At 66.7% G+C, this 25,657-nt stretch carries 19 protein-coding genes; 5 read left to right on the top strand and 14 right to left on the bottom strand.

Annotated features, from left to right (window positions below):
- Window positions 1–34: 34 nt before the first annotated feature.
- The 7 genes from ABFK29_RS14870 to ABFK29_RS14840 all read right to left on the bottom strand — a co-directional run bounded on the left by ABFK29_RS14870 (window position 35) and on the right by ABFK29_RS14840 (window position 10,683).
- Window positions 35–1,576, bottom strand: coding sequence for a Ppx/GppA family phosphatase (locus ABFK29_RS14870; RefSeq protein ID WP_005856205.1), 1,542 nt, complete (start codon window positions 1,574–1,576; stop codon window positions 35–37).
- Between the two features lie 95 nt (window positions 1,577–1,671).
- Complete coding sequence (locus ABFK29_RS14865; protein ID WP_040604180.1) at window positions 1,672–2,970, bottom strand: flagellin; 1,299 nt, start codon at window positions 2,968–2,970, stop codon at window positions 1,672–1,674.
- Between the two features lie 246 nt (window positions 2,971–3,216).
- Window positions 3,217–4,515 carry a flagellin gene (locus ABFK29_RS14860; RefSeq protein ID WP_040604179.1) on the bottom strand — a complete coding sequence of 433 codons (1,299 nt, stop codon included), beginning with the start codon at window positions 4,513–4,515 and terminating at the stop codon, window positions 3,217–3,219.
- 263 nt (window positions 4,516–4,778) lie between these two features.
- Window positions 4,779–6,074 carry a flagellin gene (locus ABFK29_RS14855; RefSeq protein ID WP_005856200.1) on the bottom strand — a complete coding sequence of 432 codons (1,296 nt, stop codon included), beginning with the start codon at window positions 6,072–6,074 and terminating at the stop codon, window positions 4,779–4,781.
- A 431-nt stretch (window positions 6,075–6,505) separates the two neighbouring features.
- Window positions 6,506–8,680: an RNA degradosome polyphosphate kinase gene (locus ABFK29_RS14850; RefSeq protein WP_005856198.1), complete on the bottom strand. Its 2,175-nt coding sequence runs from the start codon at window positions 8,678–8,680 to the stop codon at window positions 6,506–6,508.
- A gap of 147 nt (window positions 8,681–8,827) precedes the next feature.
- Window positions 8,828–9,529: a DnaA ATPase domain-containing protein gene (locus ABFK29_RS14845; RefSeq protein WP_005856193.1), complete on the bottom strand. Its 702-nt coding sequence runs from the start codon at window positions 9,527–9,529 to the stop codon at window positions 8,828–8,830.
- Window positions 9,526–10,683 (bottom strand): AI-2E family transporter, encoded by a 1,158-nt coding sequence (locus tag ABFK29_RS14840; RefSeq protein WP_005856191.1) that lies wholly within the window; start codon window positions 10,681–10,683, stop codon window positions 9,526–9,528. The genes ABFK29_RS14845 and ABFK29_RS14840 overlap by 4 nt, the downstream gene beginning before the upstream one ends.
- A gap of 126 nt (window positions 10,684–10,809) precedes the next feature.
- Here ABFK29_RS14840 and ABFK29_RS14835 point away from each other — a divergent pair, with 126 nt between their 5' ends.
- From ABFK29_RS14835 to ABFK29_RS14815, 5 genes are all read left to right on the top strand, one after another.
- Window positions 10,810–11,631, top strand: a complete 822-nt coding sequence (locus ABFK29_RS14835; protein WP_005856189.1) for a helix-turn-helix transcriptional regulator — start codon at window positions 10,810–10,812, stop codon at window positions 11,629–11,631.
- A 254-nt stretch (window positions 11,632–11,885) separates the two neighbouring features.
- Window positions 11,886–12,056, top strand: a complete 171-nt coding sequence (locus ABFK29_RS14830) for a hypothetical protein (RefSeq protein ID WP_005856187.1) — start codon at window positions 11,886–11,888, stop codon at window positions 12,054–12,056.
- Between the two features lie 164 nt (window positions 12,057–12,220).
- The gene (locus tag ABFK29_RS14825; protein ID WP_005856185.1) at window positions 12,221–13,138 is read left to right on the top strand and encodes an AEC family transporter; all 918 of its coding nucleotides are present in this window, start codon (window positions 12,221–12,223) and stop codon (window positions 13,136–13,138) included.
- A 166-nt stretch (window positions 13,139–13,304) separates the two neighbouring features.
- On the top strand, window positions 13,305–14,642 hold the full coding sequence (proS, locus tag ABFK29_RS14820) for a proline--tRNA ligase (protein WP_005856183.1): 1,338 nt from the start codon (window positions 13,305–13,307) through the stop codon (window positions 14,640–14,642).
- A gap of 132 nt (window positions 14,643–14,774) precedes the next feature.
- The gene (locus ABFK29_RS14815) at window positions 14,775–15,308 is read left to right on the top strand and encodes a DUF2937 family protein (protein WP_005856181.1); all 534 of its coding nucleotides are present in this window, start codon (window positions 14,775–14,777) and stop codon (window positions 15,306–15,308) included.
- A 23-nt stretch (window positions 15,309–15,331) separates the two neighbouring features.
- On the opposite strand, the gene glmM is transcribed toward ABFK29_RS14815, so the two are convergent.
- The 7 genes from glmM to ABFK29_RS14780 all read right to left on the bottom strand — a co-directional run bounded on the left by glmM (window position 15,332) and on the right by ABFK29_RS14780 (window position 25,654).
- Window positions 15,332–16,687, bottom strand: coding sequence for a phosphoglucosamine mutase (gene glmM / locus ABFK29_RS14810; protein ID WP_005856180.1), 1,356 nt, complete (start codon window positions 16,685–16,687; stop codon window positions 15,332–15,334).
- The gene (gene folP, locus ABFK29_RS14805) at window positions 16,684–17,703 is read right to left on the bottom strand and encodes a dihydropteroate synthase (RefSeq protein ID WP_005856179.1); all 1,020 of its coding nucleotides are present in this window, start codon (window positions 17,701–17,703) and stop codon (window positions 16,684–16,686) included. The genes glmM and folP overlap by 4 nt, the downstream gene beginning before the upstream one ends.
- Window positions 17,704–17,753: 50 nt before the next feature.
- Entirely contained in the window at window positions 17,754–18,692 is a 939-nt protein-coding gene (locus tag ABFK29_RS14800; RefSeq protein WP_005856178.1) for a dihydroneopterin aldolase, read from the bottom strand.
- 147 nt (window positions 18,693–18,839) lie between these two features.
- Window positions 18,840–19,478 carry a cell wall hydrolase gene (locus ABFK29_RS14795; protein WP_040604178.1) on the bottom strand — a complete coding sequence of 213 codons (639 nt, stop codon included), beginning with the start codon at window positions 19,476–19,478 and terminating at the stop codon, window positions 18,840–18,842.
- A gap of 301 nt (window positions 19,479–19,779) precedes the next feature.
- Window positions 19,780–22,290 carry a putative PEP-binding protein gene (locus ABFK29_RS14790; protein WP_083803415.1) on the bottom strand — a complete coding sequence of 837 codons (2,511 nt, stop codon included), beginning with the start codon at window positions 22,288–22,290 and terminating at the stop codon, window positions 19,780–19,782.
- Between the two features lie 272 nt (window positions 22,291–22,562).
- Complete coding sequence (gene glyS, locus ABFK29_RS14785) at window positions 22,563–24,674, bottom strand: glycine--tRNA ligase subunit beta (RefSeq protein ID WP_005856175.1); 2,112 nt, start codon at window positions 24,672–24,674, stop codon at window positions 22,563–22,565.
- A 116-nt stretch (window positions 24,675–24,790) separates the two neighbouring features.
- Window positions 24,791–25,654 (bottom strand): DUF1206 domain-containing protein, encoded by an 864-nt coding sequence (locus tag ABFK29_RS14780; protein ID WP_005856174.1) that lies wholly within the window; start codon window positions 25,652–25,654, stop codon window positions 24,791–24,793.
- Window positions 25,655–25,657 lie beyond the last annotated feature (3 nt).

Below are 25,657 nucleotides of genomic sequence, written 5' to 3'. Positions count from 1 at the left end.
CTCGCATCCCCGCGAAGGCCGCTGCAGTGCCGGTTCAGCCGGAAACGACCTCGAAACTCTCCGCGCCCATGGCCTGCGCCAGCGACTTGAACCGCGCGCGCGCGACCTCTCCGTACAGGTCTGTCATGTCGGGTTCCATCCGCAGCAAGAGCCGCGTGCCGTCCGAGTCGAAGCGCGCTTTTCCGGCAGACGATTCCAGCGTCCAGAGCATGGCGCCAAAGCGCATCGCCTTGCCCAGCACCTCAGCTTCGCGCCGGTGCGGCTCGTCCAGAAGGTTATAGAGCTCTTCGAACCGCGTGCCTTCGCGTTTGTTCTTGTATCGGTGCAGCAGAGACAGGCCGAGATACACCCGTTCCCAGTGCTTCAGCCCGCCGAGGTTCGCGCGCGTGGCGTTGTCGAAACAGGTCTCGGCCCGGTAATCGGGATGCGCGCGCCAACTGACATCGTGCAGGAGACAGGCGGCGTGGATCAGGCGGCGGCGCCCCTCCGACGCGTCGGGGAACAGCGGCAGCACGAAATCGTAAAGCTGGCGGCCGAACCCTGGTAGACGCGCATCCTTCGCCTCGGCGAACCGACAGGCCTCGATCAGCGGGTCGCGGTCGCGCAGCACCTTCGGCATCTGTTCGTACAAAAGCCCCTCGCGGATGCCGTAACTCGAAATGGCGATGTCGGAGGGTTGGACGTTTGCCACGATCTGTTGCAGCACCTCCGCCGCAAAAGGCACCAGAGCCATCCGTGTGGACGACACGCCGGCCGCCTTGCGCAGCACCTCGTGATCCGGGTGCGCTTCGATGAAGGCGACGGTTTCCGCCACGGTCGAAGCATCCATGCGGTATTCATGCAGCACCCGCAACGGGTACTCTCGGCGCAGCATGTCGATGCGTGCAATGGCCCGCCAACTGCCCCCCACGAGGAACAGCCGGTCGCGCTGCGTGCCCATATAGTCCGTCAGCGCTTCGATTTCCTTGCGGATGTGCTTGTCACGCGCCTTCTTGCCGCCGTCGAGGTCCTTCAGTTTCAACGGTCCCAGCGCCGAGGTCATGCGGCGTCCGACGCGGCCCTTGCCGATCTCGGCCAGTTCCATCGACGATCCGCCAATGTCACAGACCAGGCCATAGGATCCGGGCCACCCCAGCAGCACGCCCTGAGCCGAAAGCCGCGCTTCTTCCGCGCCGTCGATGACGTGGACCGTCAGCCCGGTCTCGTTTTCGATCTGGCGGCGGAACTGCGGCCCATCCTCTGCGTCGCGCATGGCGGCGGTCGCCACAACGGTCAGACCCGACAATTCCATCCCGTCCGCCAGCAACCGGAAACGTTTCATGGCATCCAACGCGCGCACCCGGCCATCGGGGCTCAACCGGCCCGAGGTGTTCATCCCGTCGCCCAGACCGCACAGGATCTTTTCGTTGAAGTAGTAGGCCGGGCTGCGTGCCGCGCCGTCGAACACCACCATCCGGACAGAGTTCGACCCGATATCGACCACGCCCACGCGGCTCAGCGCGCGTGCCTCCGGTCCGTCGAACAGCGGATGGCCAAACGGATCCCAGTGACCGTGGCTTTCTTCGGTTTCATCCATAAAACGCGCTCCCACGGATCGTCTCGCGCGAAGTCCTAGGGGCAGGGGAAGGGGGGGTCAAGAAAGGACCGCCCCTCCCGTCACTTGGCGCGGGGTCAGCGGAACAACGACAACAGCAGCGACGGTGCCTGGTTGGCGATGGAGAGAGAGGTGACTGCAAGCTGTTGCTGGACCTGCAGCGCCTGGAATTGCGCCGCCGTCTCTTCCATGTCGGCATCGACCAGAGAACCGATTCCCGACTTCAGCGCGTTCGTCAGGCTCTTGACGAAATCCGCCTGCGTTTCGAGCCGGCCGCCCGCGCTTCCGAAAGAGGCCGCAGCGTCGATCGCCGTGTCCAGCAGCCTGTCGATGTCAGCCAATGCGGCGTCCGCGCCTTTCTGAGACGTGACGTCGACGTACATCAGCGACGACAATCCGCCGCCGATGGTGCTGGAGGAGTCTGCCGCGTATTGATCTACCCGGACAGAGAAGTCGTCCCCGACGGATCCGGCCCCGGTGAAGGTGATCGTGTTGCCGCTGGCCTCCGCCCCGATGCCGGCGGTTGCGGTCGCTCCAAGGTCCGCCTCCACGTATCGGTTGAACTGCGCGGTCAGCGCCCGGGCGACGTCGGCCATGGTGTCACCGTCGCGTGCCACATAGTTAATCTCGTTCCCGGAGGCCGTGGCCGAAGGCGCTCCGCCCGCCGAACCGCTGATCCAGATGGCGAACCCGGTGCCGACGGCCACCGACTGCGACGCGGAGGTTCCGAAGGTCGTGACGCCGGTCGGGGCCGTGGCCGCGCCGGTCAGCGCGCTGGCTGTGGCATCGCCAAAACCGGTGATTTCGTTCGCCCCCGCGGCCAGCGAGGTCAGTCCGGTTCCGATGGACGACAGCGTCAGCCCGAGGTCCTGCTTGCCCACCCGGATGTCGGATGCCCGCACGCCCGACGACGAACGGTCCAGCGAGGCCAGCACATTGATGCCGCCGCTGCCGGCATGCATGGACCGGTTGGACAGAAGATTGAGCCCGTTGAACTGAGCCGCGCCCACGACGGCTCCGATCTGGTCCCGCAAGGCGACGATATCGGCTTGGATCTTGTCGCGGTCGACGTTCTCTTCCTGCGCGGCGACGATCTTCTCCTTCATGCGGGTCAACAGGTCGGTCACCGTCTCCGCGCCTTTGCGGGCGACCGACACGCTCGACATGCCCAGGTTGAGACTGTCGGAGATCCTCGAAAAGCCCGCGACATCGGACTCCATCGTCTTGGCGATGGCCCAGACAGCGGCGTTGTCGCGCGCGCTGGCGACCCGCAGCCCTGTCGAGATCTTGCGTCGGGTCTGCGACATCTGGTCGTTGATCGACTTCAACGTGTGCAGCGCGATCATCGCGCCCCGGTTCGTTAGAATGCTGGACATCACACTCACCCAATTCTCGAATCTCTAATCCGCGTTCCGGCGTCGTCTTCTGACGTTGCGAGCCGAAGGTCGAAGGCCGCGCCACCCGGGGAGAGTGCAGGCGGACAGTACAGTGCCCGCGTTAACGGGATGTTTGGACAGCCTGTCGAACGGTTCGAACTGTTTCAAAAAAGCATGCCCCGCAAACGGGTTGCGGGACATGCTGTTGGTGTCGGACCGCGCGTCCGGCGACGCGCGGCACCTTCATCAGCGGAAGAGCGACAGCAGCGACTGAGGCGCCTGGTTGGCGATGGACATGGCCTGGATCGACAGCTGCTGCTGGACCTGGAGGGCCTGCAGCCGTGCCGAGGTTTCTTCCATGTCGGCATCTACCAGCGTGCCGATGCCGGACTTCAGCGCATCGGTCAGACCGGAAACGAAGTTCGACTGCGTCTCGATCCGCATCTGCGCGGAACCGAAGGCCGCGGCGGAGTCGATCGCGATATCGATCAACCCGTCGATGGCCGCCAGAGCCGAATCCGTGCCCGACTGCGTCGTTACGTCCACGTCGGCCAGGGCCGAGAGGCGGCCACCGATGGTCGTGCTCGCATCCGGGTCGTACTGGTTGACGGTCAGCGAGAAGTTGTCGCCCGTGCCGTCGTGACCGGTGAAGGCGATCTCGTTGCCGTTCTGAACGACCGCGTTGACGGTTGTGTCGGTTCCCAGGTCGTCCGCGGCGTAGCTGTTGAACGACTGTGCGAGACCCGCGACCACATCGGCCATCGTGTCGCCGTCCCGGGCGACGTAGGAGATGTCGTTGCGGTCGGTTGTGGCCGCAAGACCGTTGCCTGCCGTGCCGGTGATCGAGATCGAGAACGCGGTGCCCGCCGCCACGGAGTCGGTCGAAGCGCTGCCGAAGGTCGTGGTGCCGGTTGGGGCGGTGGCCGCGCCGGTCATCACAAAGGCCGCCGCGTCGCCGTCGCCGGCGATGTCGTTGTTCGCACCGGTCAGGGAGGTCAGGGAAGCACCGATGGAGGAGGCCCCGGTGCCGAGATCCTGCTTGTTCACGCGGATGTCGGTGGAGGCAACGGTCCCGTCACTCGACCGGTCGATTGAGGCCAGCACGTTGATGCCACCGGAATTCGCCGTTTGTTCGGTGTTCTCCAGCAGGTACTGCCCGTTGAACTGAGAGGCTCCGACGACGGCCGCGATCTGGTCGCGGAGGGCGTCGATATCGGTCTGGATCTTGTTGCGGTCGACGTTCTCTTCCTGAGACGCAACGACCTTTTCCTTTACCTGCGTCAGCAGGGCGGTGACGGTTTCGGCTCCCTTGCGGGCGACGTCGATGGTCGCCTGGCCGAGGCTCAGGCTGTCGGAGATGCGCTTGAAACCGGCAACATCGGATTCCATCGCCTTGGAGATGGCCCAGACAGCAGAGTTGTCCTTGGCCGTCGCCACCCGTTTGCCGGTGGAGATCATGCCCTGGGTGTCTGTCAGAGACCGATTGACCATCTTCAGGGTCTGGAGTGCGGTCATCGCGCCGGTGTTGGTAAGAATGCTCGACATGTCGAGTGCGCCTTTCATTTTGGCATGGCGTGTTTACGCCGGTTGTGCCAGCCGTTCGGCCGACTTCGGGAAAAGCGTCTTCTGACGATTGCAGGCGGCTCGGGGGCGTTCACTTGCCCGCGGCCCTGCCTTTCACACCACCCGCGTTCCGAGTGGATTCTCCCCGCGGCCCGTGGCGGGCCGGGGAAAGCGCCCCTGGGGTACTGCCCCTCCCTGCGGTCGTTTACCGAGGGAAGGGCGCGCCCCGGGGGCGCTTCGTTCCGTTAGCGGAAGAGACCCAGCAGCGACTGCGGCGCGCTGTTGGCAATGCTCATGGCCTGGATGCCCAGCTGCTGCTGGACCTGCAGGGCCTGGAGACGTGCCGAGGTTTCTTCCATGTCCGCGTCGACCAGCGTTCCGATGCCGCTCTTGAGGGCGTCGGTCAGGCCGGATACGAAGTCTTTCTGCGACTCGATGCGCATTTCCGCGGAACCGAAGGCGGCGGCGGAGTCGATCGCGGTGTCGATCAGGGCATCGATGCCGGCCAGCGCCGAGTCCACACCGGACTGGGTGGTCACGTCGATGTCGGCCAGGGCCGAGAGGCGGCCACCGATGGTCGTGCTGGCATCCGGGTCGTATTGGTTGACGGTCAGCGAGAAGTTGTCGCCCGTGCCGTCGTGACCGGTGAAGGCGATCTCGTTACCGTTCTGAACGACCGCGTTGACGGTTGTGTCGGTACCCAGGTCGTCCGCGGCGTAGCTGTTGAACGACTGTGCGAGACCCGCGACCACATCGGCCATCGTGTCGCCGTCCCGGGCGACGTAGGAGATGTCGTTGCGGTCGGTGGTGGCCGCAAGACCGTTGCCCGCCGTGCCGGTGATCGAGATCGAGAACGCGGTGCCCGCCGCCACGGAGTCGGTCGAAGCGCTGCCGAAGGTCGTGGTGCCGGTCGGGGCGGTGGCCGCGCCCGTCATGACATAGGCCGCCGCATCGCCGTCGCCGGCGATGTCGTTGTTCGCACCGGTCAGGGAGGTCAGGGAGGCCCCGATGGAGGAGGCACCGGTGCCGAGATCCTGCTTGTTCACGCGGATGTCCGAAGAGGTCACGCCGTCGAACGACCGGTCAATCGAGGCGAGTACGTTGATGCCGCCGGAGTCCGCCGTCTGGTCCGTGTTGGTCAGCATGTACTGGCCGTTGAACTGTGCGGCGCCGACGACGGCAGCCACCTGGTCGCGCAGGGCGCTGATATCCGCCTGGATCTTGTCCCGGTCGACGTTCTCTTCCTGTGCCGCGACGACCTTTTCCTTCACCTGGGTCAGGAGGTCGGTCACGGTTTCCGCGCCCTGGCGAGCGACGGAAATGGTCGCGAGGCCAAGGCTGAGGGAGTCGGAGACCTTCTTGAAGCCCGCGACATCGGATTCCATCGCCTTGGAGATCGCCCATACGGCCGCGTTGTCCCGCGCAGAGTTCACCTTCTTGCCGGTGGAAATCTGCGTCTGGACATCACCCATCTGCCGGTTGATGCCCTTCAGAGTCTGCAACGCGGCAATGGCCCCGTTGTTCGTGAGAATACTCGACATAAGTCTCGCCTTTCGGTTCGTGGCGCGTTTGGCGCCGGGATTTGCCGGTGTCCTTCTCCGGCATTCGGAACCGTCTTCTGACGCTACGGACCGCATCCTCACGATACGTCCGCGCCACCCAGGTCGAGTGCAGGGGCAACATGCGCCCCGGCAATTAATCCCCGTTTAACGATTTGCGTCCCCCGAAGGGTCATTTCAGGGCGAGGATGTGGCACGCCGCCCAAGTCCTGCCGCAGCGATGAACGCGGCATTCACCATGGCGGCGCAAGTATTTGGTATTAAAGGAATTTACCGGAGTTGCCCGAGCGGGGCGCACAGCCCCGTGACGCGGGCCAATCCAAGTGTCGAGCCGTCAGCCCACACCTGCAAACGCGCGCCCGAGCTGCCCCGTCATCCGTCCAGGGGCACCTGACTTCAAGACCGGTAAAACTTCAGTCCTCGGTATGCGTCAACTGCGGCACGTCCTTGGCACCAGCGGACCCGCGGCCAGAGAGCGAGGGGTTCTCCATGAAGAACCGGTGGCAGTTGAACGCAAATTCGCCCTCGGGCACCGGATGGCGTGCAAAGCGGCCCGACGGTTCCATCACCCAGCTCTGCGCCGTGTCCGCCAGGTTCGCCGCCATGATCTGGCTGACGATCTGCGCCTTCACCGTGGCGTTGCGGATTTCCACGCCGGTTTCGATCCGGCGGTTCAGGTTGCGGCCCATCCAGTCGGCGGAGGAAATGAACACCCGGCTCTTGCCATGCGGGAGGCCGTGGCCGTTGCCGAAACAGGCGATCCGCGAATGTTCGAGGAACCGGCCCACGATGGACTTCACCCGGATGTTCTCTGACAGGCCCTTCACGCCGGGCCGCAGCCCGCAGATGCCACGGATCACGCAGTCGACCTTCACGCCGCCCTGGCTCGCACGATAGAGCGCGTCGATCATGTCCGGTTCGATGAGCGAGTTCATCTTCAGCCAGATCGCCGCCGGGCGGCCGGCCGCCGCGTGCTCGATCTCTTTCTCGATGAGGTCGATCATTCCCGGCTTCAGCGTATGCGGCGAGATCAGCAGGTTCTCCAGCCCCTCGGGCATCGCGTAGCCGCTGAGGTAATTGAACAGCTTCGCCGCGTCGCGCCCCAGCGCCGGGTCGCAGGTGAAGAACGACAGGTCGGTGTAGATCTTTGCGGTGATCGGGTGATAGTTGCCGGTGCCCCAGTGGGTGTAGGTCACCAGCTTGTCGCCCTCGCGGCGCACCACCTGGCTGATCTTGGCGTGGGTCTTCCATTCTAGGAAACCATAGACCACATGCGCACCGGACCGCTCCAGACGCCGCGACTGCCGGATGTTGGCGGCCTCGTCGAAGCGCGCCTTCAGCTCGACCAGCGCCGTCACCGACTTGCCATCCTCCGCTGCCTCGCACAGCGCCGCCACGATGGGCGAGTTCTTGGACGTCCGGTAGAGCGTCTGCTTGATCGCCACCACATCCGGGTCGAGCGCCGCCTGGTTGAGGAAGCGCACCACCATGTCGAACGTCTCGTAGGGGTGGTGCAGCAGCATGTCCTTCTGCTTGATCGCGTCGAACATGTTGCCGTCGAAGTCCTGCACCCGCTCAGGCACGCGGGGCGTGAACGTGGGCCACAGGAGGTCGGGGCGGGAATCGAGCACCAGCTCCTTGGTGTCCGCCACGCCCAGCATCCCGTTCAGCTCGATCAGCTCATCGGGGCTGACGTGCAGCTCGCGCATGACGATGGCGCGCAGGGCTTTGGGCGCACCGGTGCTGATCGTCAGGCGCACGACCTCGCCGCGCCGGCGGCGCTTGAGCGCGACCTCGAATTCGCGCACGAGATCCTCGGCTTCTTCCTCCACCTCAAGGTCGCTGTCGCGCAGCACGCGGAATCCGAAGTGATCCTTCACCTTGTACTGCGGAAACAGAGAATCGATGTGCAGCAGGACCACGTCCTCGAGATAGATCGCCCGGTGCTGACCGGGATCGGAGGGCAGCGTCATGAACCGGTCGATCTGCGCGGGGATCGGCAGCAACGCCTGAAGCGGGCGCTTGTCGCGGTTCCGCTCAAGCTGGAGCGCAAGGCAATAGCCCATGTTGGCGATGAACGGGAAGGGGTGCGCGGGGTCGATGGCCAGAGGCGACAGCACCGGGAACACCTGTTCGAGGAAGGCCGTCCCAAGGTGCTTCACGTCGGCCTCGGTCAGGTCGTCGCGCCCGACGATGTGGATGTTCTCGTCGGCCATCTGACCTTGCAGGACCCCCAGCACGCGCTGTTGTTCGGCCATCAGGTTGCGGGCGTCCTCGTCGATGAGGACAAGCTGCTCGGCCGGGCTGAGTCCGTCGGCGGCGGGCGTGGTGTTGCCGTTGTGCGCAAGTTCGCGCAGGCCTGCGACCCGCACGGTGTAGAACTCGTCGAGGTTCGCCGCCGAAATCGACAGGAAACGCAGCCGTTCAAGCAGCGGGACGCGCGGGTTCTCGGCCTCTTCCAGCACGCGCCAGTTGAAGCCGAGCCAGCTCAGTTCCCGGTTCACGTAACGCCCCGGACCCTGCAGGTCGAGGTCGGGCAAGTCGGTGGCGGGCGACAGCGGGGATTTGAGGAAGTCGGCAATGGTCATGACGGGCTTATGCCTCTGGTTATGCAACGGAATGATGACAGTGGCGCGGTTCTGCCCGGCACGTGTTGCCCCAGTCTTGCCCACGCGCATCGGTTCCTGCAAGCGGCAGCGGCGGGGATCGCACCGGATCGCACGGCAATGGCAGGATCAGCCCCGGCCGCCGTCCCCGGCAGAGGCCATGCGCGCCAGAACGGCTGCCGCCATGGACCGCGTGACCCGCTTCTTGTCGGCCAGCGACGACTCGTCCAGCGCCGCCACCACGTCACGTGCGGCGGCATGGCTGCGCGGCATGTGCCGGGTGAGATACGACAGCACTTCCGGACCCGGCGTGATCTGGCGGTCGGCGAACTGCTTGGCCAGCAAGGCGGTCAGAAGCGCGTCGTCGGGCGCCCCCAGCCGAGCCACCTGCGCGCCCATGATCCGGCTCTTCAGGTCCGGCAGGACCAGCGGCCAGAGCGACGGCTCCCGCTCTGCCGTCATCAGAAGCTGATGCCCCTGCGCCAGCGCGAGATTGTGCAGATGAAACAGCGCTTCTTCCGCTGGACGGTCGCCTGCGATCCGCTCCACATCCTCGACGCAGAGAGGGGCGGCGGCAAGGTCCGGGATGTCGGCGCCTGCCAGAGTGTCGGCGTTCAGGATGCGGGCGCCCGACAGCTTGGCCCAGACATGGGCGAGGTGCGTCTTGCCTGAGCCGCGCGGCCCGCAGATCACCATCTTGGCGCCGGGCCATTCCGACCAGCGGTCTATCAGCGCGACCGCCATGGCGTTGGCCTCGCTGACAAAGAAATCCTCCCGCCCGAGCGCCTCACGCGCGGGAAGGGGAAGCGGCAGTTGCTTCGGACCCTTCACGGGGTATCTTGCCGCGGCCGGCTGACCGTCAGATGCGTCGTCGCCTGGACCATCTCCGGGCCGCCGACCCGCTCCGTGGCGGACACGGATTCGACCTCGTCGCCGACGAACCCCAGGTACAGCTTGGATTCGCGGTAACGGTCGCCGAGGAAACGCACGATCACCCCGATGGCCGCCGCCAGGGGCACCGCCACCAGCAGCCCGATAAAGCCGAAGAGCGCCCCGAAGACCGACAGCGCCAGCAGCAGCCACACCGGGTGCAACCCGACCGAACTGCCGACAAGACGCGGCGTCACGATGTTGCCCTCGATGAACTGGCCCGACTGGAAGATCGCCCAGACCGCCACGATCCACCACCACTCGCCCCAGAACTGGAACAGCGCAAGCCCGATGGCCAGGCCGCCGCCGACGATGGCCCCCACGTATGGGATGAAGGTCAGGAAACCGGCCACAACGCCCACGACCAGCCCGAACTGCAGGCCCACGGCCCACAGCAGCACGGCGTAATAGGTGCCGAGGATCAGCATCACCGACCCCATGCCACGGATGAACCCGGCCAGAACACTGTCCACGCTGCGCGCCAGTTCGCGGACCGTCTCGCGGTGATCCAGCGGCACGAGCGTGTCGATCTGCGCCACCATGTTGTCCCAGTCGATCAACATGTAGACCGCCACCACCGGCACGATGAGGAACAGCATCAGCACGTTCAGCAGCGATCCGACCGACGCCAGCGCCGTCTCGGCCACCGCGGCGCCCTTGGTCTTGATCGTCTCGCCCAGCGAGGCCAGCGACTGCTGCACCACGCCGCCCTCGGTCATGAGATTGGGGAACTTCTCCGTCAGGAAGGCCTGCAGGTCGCGGAAAAGCTGCGGCGCGGTCTCGAACAGGGCGGTGGCCTGACCGATCAGCAGCGGGATGATGGCCAGCGTCAGCACCACGAAGATCAGCACTCCGGCAACGGTGATCACCCCGACCGAGGCGTTGCGCGACAGGCCCGCGCGCTCAAGCCGGTCGGCCACCGGGTCCAGGCAATAGGCAATCGCGCCGCCCAGAACGAAGGGCAGCAGCACATTGCCGAGGAACCACAGGGTCACGGCAAAGATCGCCGCGGCGATCCCCCAGTACTTCAGTTGCTTTCGGACCGGCAGGGCCATGGGCGCTCCTTTTGCTGCGCCGCCACAATCGCCCGCGCAGGCGCCGGTTTCAAGGCCGCAGGCGGGTCCTGTCAAGTCCGATATGCCGACCTGACAAATTCACCGGCACAGTCTAGCAGGTCTTGCATGACAAGCCACATGCGCCCCTCGGCCGCCGGATGCGCGCCGCTTCCGGCCCTCAGCCAGTCCGAGGCACTGGGCCGCGTGGCCGCCATCGCCGAAGCGCCCGACATGGAAATCGCCTGGGCGGTTTTCGTGGCCGCCGCCCGCGCCATGGGGTTCGAGCGCATCAACTACGGCTACACGCGCTACCGCACCGGGGCGGGGATCGGCGACCCGGCGGATGCGATGTTCCTTTCGACACATGCGCTGGACCGGGTGATCGCGTTCCACACGACCGGGCTTTACCTGCAATCCGCCGACTACCGCTGGACACGGGACAACTGCGGTGCCTGTTCCTGGGGCTGGGTGCATGACGAACGTGCCGCCGGGCGCCTGTCGCCGCAGGAAATCCGCACCATGGACAAGCTGGGCCGGAGCCGCGCGGGCTATTCCGTCAGCTTCCCTGTGGGTGCGCCGCGCTCGAAAGGGGCGATGGGGCTGGCCGCGCCGCGCGAGGTCCCGCAAGAGTTGGTCGATGCCCATTGGCGGGACCACTCCGATGCCCTGTTGGCCCTGACCCACATGGCGCATTTCAAGCTCAGCCAGTTGCCGCTGCCGGTCGCCGCCGCGCGGCTCACGCCCCGCCAGCGCGAATGCCTGCAATGGGTCGCCGATGGCAAGACGCAGGCCGACATCACCCAGATCACCGGCATGGCGGCCTCGACGATCGAGCGGCACCTGTCGCGCGCCCGCGACCACCTGAGGGTGGAGACGACGGCGCAGGCCATCGCCAAGCTCGCCTTCCTCAACCAGCTCTGGGTGACGCAACTGGACGAAGCGCCGTAAGGTCAAGAGTTTGCCCGCGTCTGGGGCAGCCTTTCGAAAAGCCCATAAAAGGCAGTGTGTTAAACGACCCGTCAGACACTGGCCCGCGACAGGACCGCACCACCATCGGCGGTTTTCGGTCATCGCGCGCGGGCGTCTGGCGTCCTTCCGCGCACACACCCGCTCGTGATCCCGGGGCGCTTGGCGCATCGGGGGGCATCGTGCTTAACTCTATCCCGTTGCTGCCATTGCCTTTAGTCTCATAGGTGCCTTCTATGCCCAGACCGCCCCTGTTCGTATTCTTCGTGCTCGTTCTGTCGATGTTTATCACTGCCGTCGGTTATGCCGAAAACGACAACCGCCACGCCGGGGTCTTCGCTCCGGTTCCCAAGGTCATGAACGTGGAGGGCACATCGCCCTCGCCGCACCCCGGCAAGGCTGGCTGACGGCTGACCTGATCGCCCCGGCGCGCCCTGCCTGTCCCAAGGGACGGCGGGCGACGCTTTACCCCATGCGGGTTTTGCGCCATTCCCAGCGGATGGCGCTTTCTTTTTTCCGGGGGCAAGGGGCATGACGGATCGACGCGTGGCAGGCACGGGGCAGGGCTGAGATGCTCTTCCTGACGATATGGCCGCTTTTCGCGCTGATCTGCGCGGGGTTCCTGCTGGCCCGCAAGGGGTTCCCCGCCGAAGGGTTCTGGCCCGCTGCCGAGCGCATGAACTACTTCTTCATGTTCCCGGCGCTCCTGTTTTCCAGCCTGGCCCGCGCGCCGATCCGCGATCCGGAGGTTTTGCGCCTCGGCGTGGCGGCGGTGGCGTTGCTGCTGATCGCGGCGGCGCTTCTGGCCTTTGCGCGCTGGCTGAGACCGGCACCCGCCGCCCGTTTCGGCCCGGCGCTGCAGGGTGTGCTGCGGTTCAACACCTACCTCGGGGTCGCCGCGATCACGAGCCTTGCGGGAAGCGAGGGCCTTTCCCGCGCGGCGGTCTACCTCGCCATCGCGGTGCCGCTGGTGAACCTGCTGTCGATCCTCGCGCTCAGCGAAGGCGGCGCGTCAGGCCGTTGGCGCAGACTGGTGCGGACGATCTTCACCAACCCGCTGATCCTCGCCTGCCTTGCGGGAATCGCCGTGGCGCTGGCCGGCACCGGGTTGCCCTTCGGCTCTGCCGCGCTGTTCTCTCTGCTGGCACAGGGGAGCCTGCCGCTCGGCCTTCTGTGCGTCGGCGCGGCCCTGCAACCGCAGGCGCTGAGGCAGGACATGGCCGCGCTGGCAGGCATCGACGCGTTGCGGCTGTTCGCCATGCCGGTGCTTGCCACTGTCGTGGCTTTCGCCATGGGGCTTGAGCCCGTCTCGGCGCTGATCCTCGTGGTGTTCTCCGCCATCCCGACGGCGCCCACGGCCTACGTGCTGACGCGGCAACTTGGCGGCGACGGGCCGTTCATGGCGGGGATCATCACCTCCCAGACGCTTGCCGCCGTGCTGACCCTGCCGCTGGTCGTCTGGCTGTTCAGGCTGGTCGGCGGCAACTGACCGCCCATGAACCCGGCCGCGGACGGCCTGTCGCGCCCCGCCGATCCGCCGCCTTCCAAGCCGTGCAAACGCCGCCCGCGCACGCCGCACCGCCAGAAGGCTTGCAAACCCCCCGCGCGAGCCTCTAAACCGCGTGGAAACCCTCTTTTTGCAAGGTCCAGACCCGATGCGCCTCAGCCGCTACTTCCTGCCCGTCCTCAAGGAAACCCCGTCCGAGGCGCAGATCGTCTCGCACCGGCTCATGTTGCGGGCCGGCATGATCAAGCAGGCGCAGGCGGGCATCTATTCCTGGCTGCCGCTGGGCTACAAGGTCCTCAAGAAGATCGAGAACATCGTTCACGAGGAGCAGCAGCGCGCGGGGCATATCCCGCTTCTTATGCCGACGCTGCAATCGGCGGACCTCTGGCGCGAATCCGGTCGTTACGAGGCTTACGGCGAAGAGATGCTGCGCATCACCGACCGTCACGGCCGCGACATGCTGTATGGTCCGACGAACGAAGAACTGATCACCGACATCTTCCGCAGCTACGTCCGGTCCTACAAGGACCTGCCGCTGACGCTCTACCACATCCAGTGGAAGTTCCGCGACGAGGTGCGTCCCCGCTTCGGCGTCATGCGCGGCCGCGAGTTCCTGATGAAGGACGGCTACAACTTCGACCTCACCAAAGAGGATGCGCTGCACGCTTATAACCGCCACCTCGTCAGCTACTTGCGCACCTACGAACGCATGGGCCTGCAGGCCATCCCGATGCGCGCCGATGGCGGCCCGATCGGCGGCGATTACACGCACGAATTCCTCGTGCTGGCGGAAACGGGCGAGTCGGAGGTCTTCTACGACAGCGAAATCACCGATCTGAAGTTCGGCACCCGCGACATCGACTACGACAGCGTCGAAGAGTGCCAGTCCGTGCTGGAGGAGTTTACCTCCCGCTACGCGCGCACCGACGAGACCCACGACGAGGCTCTGTTCGGCGAAATCCCCGAAGAGCGCCGCCGCACCGCGCGCGGCATCGAGGTCGGCCAGATCTTCTACTTCGGAACGAAGTACTCCGACGCGATGAACGCCGTGGTGCAGGACCACTCCGGCGCGCAGGTGCCGGTGCACATGGGGTCCCACGGGATCGGCGTCAGCCGCCTGCTGGGTGCCATCATCGAAGCGTCGCATGACGACAAGGGCATCATCTGGCCCGAGGGCGTGACGCCGTTCCATTGCGGCATCATCAACCTCAAGCAGGGCGACGCAGAGGCCGACGCCGCTTGCGAGGCGATCTACCTCGACCTCGTTAAGTCCGGGCTGGAACCGCTTTACGACGACACCGACGAACGGGCCGGGGGCAAGTTCGCCACCATGGACCTGATCGGCCTGCCGTGGCGGATCACCGTCGGCCCGCGCGGGCTGAAGAACGGCGTGGTCGAGCTGACCTCGCGCCGCACCGGCGAAAGCGAGGAAATGCCGCCCGAACAGGCGGTGGAACGCATCCGCCAGATCTACGCCAACCACTGACCGTGAGGCGCGGGCCCGCGAGACGGGCCTGCGCTCTCCCTGCAACCCCCGTTCGCCTGTCCTGTCTGTCCCGCTTGATGCGACGCGGCAGGTGGCTTTAAGCTGGCCGGAAAAACGGCAGGAGCAGAGGCGATGATCGGGCGGGCACTGGCACTCGCGGGCGGCTTGACGGGTGCGGTGGGCGCATCGCAATTCCCGGAATTCTCTCAGCAATACATGCAGCGTCTCGGCGGCACAGTGGACGAACTGGCGCGCCAGATCGACCGTTACGAGGCCGACGCCGAAGCCGTCGACATGACGCTTGCCGAATACCTCCGCCAGTTGGGCGCCGAAGGGTCGCTGGCCCAGACGCAGGCGGGCAACATGGCCGAAGACATTGCCCGCCACGACCGCCTGGCAGACGCGCTGGCCACGCTGGAAGGCGCAGGCCCCTTCATGCGCGCGCGGCTCGCCAGCCACATGGGGGACCGGGAGATCGCGGAACGCGCCTTCGAGGTATTCAAACCGGCTGTCCCGGCGACGTTCGAGGGCGCGGTCTTTGCGGGAACGGGGTTTCTCGCGGGCTGGCTGGGGCTCAGCCTGATCTTCGGGTTCCTCGCGCGGCTCTGGGCCACGCTCAGGGCGCCGTTCCGACCGCGCCGGACGACCCGGCGCGGTTACCGCTGAGGGGCAGGGCGCCCGCCCTCGGCTCAGGCCTCCGTCCGCGCGACCGCTTCGACTTCTGCCACGATGCCGTCGACCACCGACAGCAGAAGGGCGTCGTCCTCGCATTCGGCCATGACCCGGATCAGCGGCTCCGTACCCGACTTGCGGATCAAGAGCCGACCCTTGCCTGCCAGCCGTGCCTCCGCATCTCGGATCACCGCCTTCACCTGCTCGGAGTCGAGCGGTGCCACACCGGGCCCGAAACGGACGTTCTTCAGCAATTGCGGCACCGGCGCGAAGCTGCGCGTCAGCTCCGATGCGCGGCGGCCGGTGCGCACCATCTCGGCCAGGAACTGCAGCCCCGCCATCAGACCGTCGCCCGTGGTGGCATAATCGGTCATCACGATGTGGCCCGACTGTTCGCCGCCGAGGTTGAACCCCCCCGCGCGCATCCGTTCCACCACGTAGCGGTCGCCGACAGCCGTGCGCTCAAGCCGCAGCCCGCGCCCGTCCAGAAAGCGTTCCAGCCCGAGGTTCGACATCACGGTGGCCACCAGCGCGCCGCCCTTCAGGCGGTCTTCTTCCGCCCAGCGGTCCGCCAGCAGCGCCATGATCTGGTCGCCGTCGACCACCGTCCCGGTCTCGTCGATCAGGATGATCCGGTCCGCGTCGCCATCGAGGCACAGCCCGACGTCCGCGCCGTGCGCGACGACCGCCTCGGCCGCGGCCTGCGGATGGGTGGAGCCGCATTTGTCGTTGATGTTCAGTCCATTGGGGTTCGTTCCCAGCGGCACCACGTCGGCGCCCAGCTCCCACAGAACCTCGGGCGCGGTCTTGTAGGCGGCGCCGTTGGCGCAATCCACGACCACCTTGATGCCGTCCAGCCTGAGGCCGGAGGGCAGCGTACCCTTGATCCGTTCCTGGTAGCGGAAGCGGCCGTCGTCGATCCGCTTCGCCCGGCCGATGTTCTGCGGCTGCGCGGCGTGCACGCCGCCTTCGACCAGCCCCTCGATTTCCGCCTCGACCGCGTCGGACAGCTTGAACCCGTCGGGGCCGAAGAACTTGATGCCGTTGTCGTCCGCCGGGTTGTGGCTGGCCGAGATCATGATCCCCAGATCGGCGCGCATCGAGGTCGTCAGCAGCCCCACCGCAGGGGTCGGCACCGGCCCCAGCAGCAGAACGTTCATGCCGGTCGATGTCAGGCCCGCGGTCAGCGCGTTCTCGAACATGTAGCCCGACAGGCGCGTGTCCTTGCCGATCACCACGCGGTGCACACCGCCGTGTTCGTTGCGGAAGTGGCGGCCCACCGCGGCACCAAGCGCCACGGCGAGTTCGACCGTCATCGGATAGGTGTTGGCCTTGCCTCGCACGCCATCGGTGCCGAACAACTTGCGGCTCATGTCTTGCCTCTCCCTTGTATTGCCCGCAGCATCGTCAGCGCCTGCGCCGTCTCTGCCACGTCGTGAACCCGAACGATCTGGACGCCCTGTGCCGCCACGGCCAGCGCGCAGGCAACAGAGCCGGGCATCCGGTCGGTGGCCTTCTCGGCCCCGGTAAGCTTGCCGACAAAACCTTTGCGCGACGCGCCCACGAGGATCGCACAGCCAAGACCGTGATACAGCGATACGTTGCCCAGAAGGGCAAGGTTGTGGTGCATCAGCTTGCCGAAGCCGATGCCAGGATCGACGACGATGTTCTTGCGCGGGATTCCGATGTCTTCCAGCTTGAGGATCTGCCGTTCGAGGAAGTCGTAGACGTCCAGCAGCACATCTTCGAAGGTCGGATCGTCCTGCATCGTCTCCGGTTCGCCCATCATGTGCATGACGCAGACCGGCAGATTCCGTTCGGCGCAAAAGCGCGCCAGCATCGGATCGTAGACAAAGCCCGAGATGTCGTTGACCAGCCGTGCGCCTGCATCGACCGCCGCTTCTGCCACCACCGACTTGCGGGTGTCGATGGAGACGGGGGCGGCAATCTCGGTCGCGATGGCCCGGATCACCGGCTCGACCCGTGCGATCTCGGCCTCGCGGGGGACGGCCAGCGCCCCGGGCCGCGTGCTTTCGCCGCCGACGTCGATGATATCCGCCCCGGCCTCCACCAGCGCACGCGCATGGTTCAGCGCGGCGGCGGATGACTGGAATTGCCCGCCATCCGAGAAACTGTCCGGCGTGACGTTCAGGATGCCCATGATCCGGCAACGGTCCATGGCGACGCCGGACACCGGGGCACGCGGTGCGCTGATGCGGTCGCGCCAGTCCTGCTGAACCTCTTCCAGGGAAACGGTTTCCGGCCGCTGGCCGCGTTCGTATTTCACGGCAAGGTGGAACCATCCAGGTCCGCCAGCCACCGGCAGGCTGCCGTGCTCCGGCACGGGGGCGTCGAAACGGACGAGGGGCCTGTAGTAGGATCTGCTCATGCCGCCTTCACTAACGGAAACGCGGCCCTTTGCAAGATCGGGGCCGCCCGTCAGAGCAGCGGCGCCCCGGTCTTCACCCCGCGCAGCGGCACGGGCGCGGATTCCGGCAGGCTTTCGCCGACCACAAGCAGCTCGGCGGCCTCGATTTCGCCCGCGAACCAGGCGGACAGGGCGACCGTGTCGCGGGGCGAGACCCTCGGCGGTTCGGTGGCGTCCAGAACGATCTTCGACGGGGCCCAGACGCAGGTCTGACCGTTCTTCATCGCCCAGTCCAGTTCGGTGCGGGTGGCGACCACCTTGCAGCGCAGATCCCGCGCCGCCAGACGCCAAGCGTTCTGCTCGATCGCCAGAAGATCGACCCGGCGCTGCGTCATGTGGTGGCCGGTTTCAAGCGGCGCGGCGGCCGGCAGCCCGGTGGTCAGGATCACCGGTGCCCCGTCCGCGACCAGCGCGTCGATCCAGTGCCCCAGATCGGGATGCGCGATGGCGTCGTTCGACAGGTAGACGACGCGCGGATGCGGCCGGGCCGAGGCGGCGTCCTCCGCCAGCGCATTGAGGTGGGCCGCCACGTCCTTGCGGGCGCGCACGATCTCGACACCCAGCGCGCCGGGGCCTCGGTCCAGCTTCTCGATCCGGACGAAGGCACGCAGCGCCTGAGGTTCCAGCAGGATGCGTTCGGCGATGCGCTCGGCCAGTGTCTCCAGTAGGTTCAGCCGCTCGGCGGCCAGCTCGAAGGCGATGGCCTCGGTCACGCTGTCGTAGGACAGGATGCGGTCCACGTCGTCGTCGATGGTCCCGGTGAAGGGCGCGACCTCGACCACAACGTTGAACCGCAGACGCTGCGTGATGCCGCGTTCCGCCTGAAAGGCGCCGATCTCTGCCTCGACGATGTGGTCGCGCAGGGAAATACGGTCGCGCGGTGTGTCGCCGGCGGTCGCAACGGCGCGCTCCGACGGGTGGGCAAAGGCAAGGCGGATTTCAGAGGCCATGACGACTCCCGTTTGGTGGTGGGGTCCACCTATAGGGTGCATTGCGCAGCGGTGGCAGGCCGAAAGCGGCAAACGCGGACCCATGGCGGCATCGCGCCATCGTTGGGGCAGGGTGCAAGGGCCGGTGGCGGAGGAGCGTGCCGCCGCTCAGCGCGGATTGCGGTAGAAGATGTGCTGGCCGATGTTGGCCGTCTTCATGAAGCTGCGCGACCACTTCGGACGCACGGCGTTGGTGTGGTAGTAGGTGGCCCCCTGCGTCAGCGAACGCGGTGCGCCGTTCAGCATGACCTGCGCGACCTTGCCGACCCGATCCCAGGCGGCGGGCTCGTTAATGCGTTCGGGATGACCGTCGCAGGTGTAGGTGAACTGGCAGCCGTATTTCTTGCCGGTGCCTTGCTTCACCACGCCGCAGACCGACCCGGGAAAGCGCGGCGAAGACACGCGGTTCAGGATGACCTCGGCCACAGCGAAGAGGCCCTGCACGCTTTCTCCGCGCGCCTCGAAGTATAGCGCTTCGGACAGACACTGCCATTCCGCACCGCCGGTCGAGATGATCGGCTGCCGCGACAGCCAGGCGTTGGAATAGGTGATGTCCCCCGTGCCCTGCGCGGCGGCGACCGGCGTGACCAGCTTTTCTAGGTGGCCGTTGCGCGCCCGGGCCAACGCCTTTGTCTCGAGCGAGACGAGCGTCTCGGCCTTGCGGATGGCATCGGCATGGGCCGGGGCGGAAATGGTCGAAGCAATTGCCAGGCCGATCAGGGCGGCAGCACGGAAGGCACGGATCATTGCGGCGGTCTCTTTTGACGGGAACGTGGCCCCGATCCATGCCGGGACGGCGCGGTTCGTAGCCATTTTTGCGAAATTCGTAAACACTGCGATCTGGAAGCGCGGAATACCGCCGCTGCCTGCGGTCGATTTGCGACTTGTCCACGGCTTTTGCGGCCGGCGGGCTTGCAAATCCCAACGCCGTGTCGGCAGCGGTAAACGCATTGCGCGACTCGGCTCAACCCCCGGATTCCAAAGGGCGCTTATACCAAGGGCGGTTTACGTAGCGTCCGCTCCGAGGGGCATGGCAAGCCCCTTATGGTCACATGCGCGGAGGTTTGCGCACGCCTTCGGCGGAAAGTGCGAATTGCGCCGCCGCCAGCCGGGCGACCGGCACCCGGAACGGCGAACAGCTGACGTATGTCATGCCGACGGCGCGGCAGAAGGCGATTGATTCCGGGTTGCCGCCGTGTTCGCCGCAGATCGACAGGGTGACACCGGGGTTGGATGAGCGGCCGCGCTCCACTCCGATGGCCACCAGCTCGCCCACGCCGTCGAGGTCGAGCACGTGGAAGGGGTCCTCGTTGAACACGCCCTGCTGCACGTAGTCCCCCATGAAGCGGCCCGCGTCGTCGCGCGACAGCCCGTAGGTCATCTGCGTCAGGTCGTTGGTCCCGAAAGACAGGAACTGGCAATGCGGCGCGATCTCGTCGGCGCGCAGGCAGGCGCGCGGCGTTTCCACCATCACGCCCAGGCGGTAGGTGAAGTTGCGCCCGCGTTCCGCCCGGACCGCCGCGGCTACCGCGTCGATGCGCGAGCGCAGCAGTTCCACCTCGCGGTTCGCGCTGACCAGCGGCAACATGATCTCCGGCACCACCGGTGCGCCCTCGCGCGAGGCGTCAAGCGTCGCCTCGAAGATCGCACGGGCCTGCATGTCGTAGATTTCCGGCACCGTGATCCCCAGCCGCACGCCGCGCAGGCCCAGCATGGGGTTGTATTCGCCCATGGACTCCACCCGCCGCGTCACGTCCGACACCGGCAGGTCCAGCGCTTCGGCCAGGTCGCGCAGCCCGGCCCGGTCGGTCGGCAGGAACTCGTGCAGCGGCGGATCGAACAGCCGGATGCAGACAGGCAGCCCCTCCATGATGCGGAACAGCTCGGTGAAGTCGGCGCGCTGCATCGGCAGCAGCATCGCCAGCGCCGCCTGCCGGTCTTCCGGCGCATCGGCAAAGATCATCTCGCGCATGGGGGTGATGCGGTCGGCCTCGAAAAACATGTGCTCTGTCCGGCACAGGCCGATCCCCTGCGCCATGAACCGCCGCGCCGTCGCCGCGTCGGCGGGCGTATCGGCATTGGCGCGGACGCCAATGTCGCGCGCGTCGTCGGCCCAGCCCATCAGCTTCTGGAAGGCGTCGTCGAGCGCGGCCTCCACCATCTCTGGGCTGCCTTCCAGCACCTCGCCCGCGGTGCCGTCGAGCGTGACCACATCGCCCTCGCGGAAGGTGCTGCCGTTCTCGGCAAGGATCGTCTTGCGCTGGAGGTCGATTTTCATCCGCGCGGCCCCGACCACGCAGGGCAGGCCCATGCCACGCCCGATGACGGCGGCGTGCGAGGTCATGCCGCCACGCTCGGTCAGCACGGCCACCGCGGCGTGCATGCCCCGGATGTCTTCCGGCGAGGTTTCGCGCCGAACGAGGATGCAGCTTTCCCCGCGCGAGGTGGAGGCCAGCGCCTCCGCCGACGAAAACACGATCCGCCCCGTGGCGGCCCCGGGCGAGGCCGCGATGCCACGCCCGATCACGCGCCGGTCGGCGCCCGGCGCAACCTGCCGGTGCAACAGTTCCGAGATCGCGCCCGGCTCGATACGCATCACCGCTTCCTGCGGCGAGATGATCCCGTCCTCGACCAGACGGACCGCGATCCGCACCGCCGCGCGCGAAGATCGCACGACACGCACCCCGTCGAGAATGTGCAACTGTCCGTTCTGAATGGTGAATTCGATCTGCATCTCGGCGCGCAGCTTGCGCCGCATCAGCTCGGTATGGGCCTTCAACTGTGCGAAGGCCTCCGGCGCCAGCTCCTCCAGCGAAGGCCCCCGCGGGTCCTTTTCGAGGAAAAGGCTGGTGTTGCGATGCTTCAGCGCTTCTCGGCCCTGGCTCTGGCTCAGGTAGCGGCCCGTGACCTGCGGCAGGCCGGTGTCCGAATCGACAAGCTGCAATACGCCCGAGCCGCATTCCCCCTTACCGAGACCCGGCGCCATCTCCTGCACCACGAGGCCAAGGCCCGCGTCCACTGGCGCGCCCTTGGCCTGCCGAAGCAGCCGGGCCGACGTGCCCTCCCACGCGCGCGCCATGGACCGCAGCACCTCGCGCAACTGCACCGCCGGGTCCTGAGGGAAGGCCTCTTCGGCCTCTTCCTCATAGGCGGCGAGCGCGGCGGAAAGCCCGGCCTGTCCCACGTCCTCGATCTCGTCGAAAAGGTCGGGGTCCAGTCGCGCGATATGGACCGCATAGCCCTGCACGAACCGCATGTAGAGGGAGGCAGACGCCTCGTGCCCGATGCTCTCGGTCAGTGCCACGTAGCGCGCGTCGTTCATCCCGATATTCAGAACCGCGCCGGGACCGCCCCAGTCGGGGTCCTCCGACGAGGGGCGCACGCACAGCAGCGCCTCGGGGTCGAAATGCGCCAGCAGGGCCGCCATGTCCGGCATCTGCCCGGCGGCGATGCGGTGCACCTCGGCGAAGGACAAGGCGACGGTGCGCGGCACCGGCAAGTCGAGCCGCACGAGCCGCTGCAGGCACTTCGCCCGCCCGCCATGCGTGGGCGTCGCCATCGGCGCGGTCGGCGTGATGAGCGTGACGTCAGGGTCTTCGGAGAACGCTTTCTGCACTGCAGCACCTGTTTTGGTTGCGCGCAGAATACGGAGTGACACTCATATGACAAGATGGGCTGTCGTCGCGGGCGGAAATGCGTGACGTAGCGTCGTGCGGGTTGGTGGTTTCGCCTTGCCAACGCAACGCGATCCGCCGGGGAAAGGCGCGGCCTTTCCCCTTTGCCGCTCCGGTTACCCCGTTCGAAGGGCGCGGGCGACGGAAGGGGCGGGCCTCAGCCCTCGATCTTCGTCAGGTCGGCGATCTGCAGGCAGGTCTGGCGGATGCGGCTCAAGAGGTTCAGCCGGTTGCGGCGCACCACTGAGTTTTCGGAGTTCACCTGCACCGCGTCGAAGAAGGCGTCGATCGGCGCCCTAAGGGTGGCCATGGCCTCCATCGCGGCGGTGAAATCCTCTGCCTGCATCGCCGGGGCGATCTTCTTGTCGGCGGCGTCGAGCGCTTCGAACAGCGCGCGTTCCTCGTCGGTCTCGGCGAATTTCACATCCGCGCCGAAGGAATATTCCACGCCGTCCTTTTCCTCGGCCTGCGTGAGGATGTTGTTGGCCCGCTTGAACCCCTGCACGAGGTTCCTGCCGTCCTCGGTCTGCATGACGGCAGCCAGCGCCTCGGCGCGCTTCACCAGCAGGGTGAGGTCGTCGTTGCCGTCCATCGCGAGCGAGGCGTCGATCACGTCATGGCTGACGCCTTGGTCGCGCAGGTAGACTTTGAGGCGGTCGTGGAAGAAGGCGAGGAGGTCCAGATCCTTGTCAAGTCCTGTATAGTCGTCTTCATCCTGCGGGTTCGGGCGAGCTGCACCCACGTTTTCAAGTGCTTCGGAGATGACATCGGATAAGCTTATCCGCAACCCATTCCCCAGCACCAACCGGATCACCCCTAGCGCAGCGCGGCGGAGGGCGTATGGGTCCTTAGATCCCGTGGGCTTCTCGTCGATGGCCCAGAAGCCTGTCAGCGTATCGAGCTTGTCGGCCAGTGCCACGGCGACCGAAGTGGGGGCGGTGGGCACGTCGTCGGACGGGCCCAGCGGCGAGTAGTGTTCCTGACAGGCGGCGGCAACATCGGCGGGCAGGCCCGCGGCCTCCGCGTAGTAGCGGCCCATCAGGCCCTGCAACTCGGGGAACTCGTAGACCATCTCGGACGACAGATCGGCCTTGGCCACCTCGGCGGCCTGCGCCGCGCGGTCGGTATCTGCGCCGACCTTGGGCGCCAGGTCGCGGGCCAGCGCGGCGATGCGTTCGATCCGGGCCTTCTGGCTGCCCAGCTTGTTGTGGAAGGTCACGTCCTCCAGCCGGTCGGTCCAGGCGGTCAGGCCCGCGTCCTTCGCCACGCGCAGGTCGTTTTCCCAGAAGAACTTCGCATCCGACAGGCGGGCGGCCAGCACCTTCTGGTTGCCCGCGAGGATGGTGGCGCCGTTGTCTGCCGTCTCGATGTTGGCGACGGTCACGAATTTCTCGATCCGGCCGGTCTTCGGATTGCGCACCGAAAAGAACTTCTGGTGCTCCTTCATGGAGGTCTGCAGCACCTCTGGCGGCAGGCCGAGGAAGGTGTCTTCGATGTCGCCCATCAGCACCACCGGCCATTCCACAAGGCCCGCGACCTCCGCCAGAAGGCCCTTGTCCTCGACCACGTCGAGGCCCTGCGCGAAGGCCATGTTGGTGGCGTCGTTCCAGATGTGCTCGGCGCGTTCCTCGGCCGACAGGATCACATGCGCGCGCTTCAGTTTCGCGGCGTAATCCTCGAAGGAGGTCACTTCGAACGGCGCGCCGCCCATGAAGCGGTGGCCTTCGGTGGTGCGGCCCGCGCGGATGCCGTCGATCTCCAGGTCCACGACATGCTCGCCGCCCTCGTCGCGCATCAGGCAGAGGATGCGGTGCAGGGGGCGGACCCAGCGCAGGCTGCCCGTGCCCCAGCGCATCGACTTGGGCCAAGGAAAGCCGCGCACGGTCTTTTCGAGCTGCTCGGCGACGATGGCTTCGGCCTTGCGGCCCGGGGTCGTGACGGTAGCGTAGTAGAAGGCGCCCTTCTTGTCTTCGCGCTCTTCCAGCTGGTCGCGGGTGACGCCCGCGCCGCGCATGAACCCTTCGAGCGCCTTGTCCGGGGCGCCGACCTTGGGCCCGCGGCGCTCTTCCTTCAGGGTGGGGCTTTCGGCGGTCAGGCCCTCCACCGTCAGGCAAAGACGGCGCGGCGTGTGGAAGGCGGCGGCGGACGCATAGGTCAGCCCGGCCTCGACCAGTCCGTCGGTCATCATCTTCTTCAGGTCCCCGGCGGCGCGGGCCTGCATGCGCGCGGGGATTTCCTCGGAAAAGAGTTCGATCAGAAGGTCGGGCATCGTCTCACCACAGCTTTGGCCCGCGCCTTGGCGGCACGGGCTTCGTCGTTGCTGCGGTGTCTAGCGGGCCTCGCAGGGGGTCGCAAGCGGAGACGCCGCCTGCGACCCCTTGCGGATCAGGCCGTGGCTTCGTTGAGCTTGCCCTCGGCTTTCAGCTTGGCGCGGCGGGCGAGGGTCATGACGTCCTTGCCCTCGTAGCGCGGCAAGACGCGATACCAGCCCTCGACGGCGTTTTCCACGGCGAAGGCCAGCAGACCCAGCGCCACGATGCCCAGAAGGATGCGCCCGTAGGCCATGGACCGCAGCTGGTGCAGCGCTTCGCCCACGCCTCCCGCCTCATTGGGGTTGGCGGTCATGGCGGCGAAGATGATCGAAACGCCGATCAGCGAGATCACCACGCCCTGCGCGATGCAGCCGAACTTGCACACCGGGTCGAGCTTGCGGGCGGTGGGCGTGACGCGGATGTGCTCCTTGTATTTCTCGGCCCAGCCCTTGTGCATGTAGTAGATGCCGGCGCCCAGCGTGGCGATGCCGACCACGCCCACGAGCCAGGGTCCGAACGGCATGGACATTAGTTTCTGGGTCATGGACTGCGTGCCGCCGCCTTCGCCGCCGCTGCCGCCGCCCATGGCGGTCGCCGCGACCGAGACCCCGATAGCGCCGTGGATCAGGCCGGTGATCACCAGACCGGCGCGGGCGATCATGCCCTTGGCGTCGGTGCCGTAGTCCTCGAGATCGAGCCAGGCGTCGACCAGACGCCAGGCGAGATAGGCCCAGAGCCCCACGGCGATCGCCCAGAGCGCGGCCACGCCCCAGGCCTGTCCGCGCAGGTCGGCGAGCGCGTCGGTGGTGCCCTGCGCCTGACCGCCCTTCAGCGCGGCCATGAGGGCCAGACCGCCCACGACCACGTAGACGGCGGCGCGCGCGAAGTAGCCGGTGCGCATGACGGGCGGGACCCAGGCGGGGGCTTTCTCGGACATGGT

Origin of the sequence: Sagittula stellata E-37 (assembly GCF_039724765.1) — a bacterium.
Taxonomy (GTDB): domain Bacteria; phylum Pseudomonadota; class Alphaproteobacteria; order Rhodobacterales; family Rhodobacteraceae; genus Sagittula; species Sagittula stellata.
The sequence above is the reverse complement of the archived record's forward strand: the minus strand, read 5'-3'. Positions and strand labels throughout refer to the sequence as shown.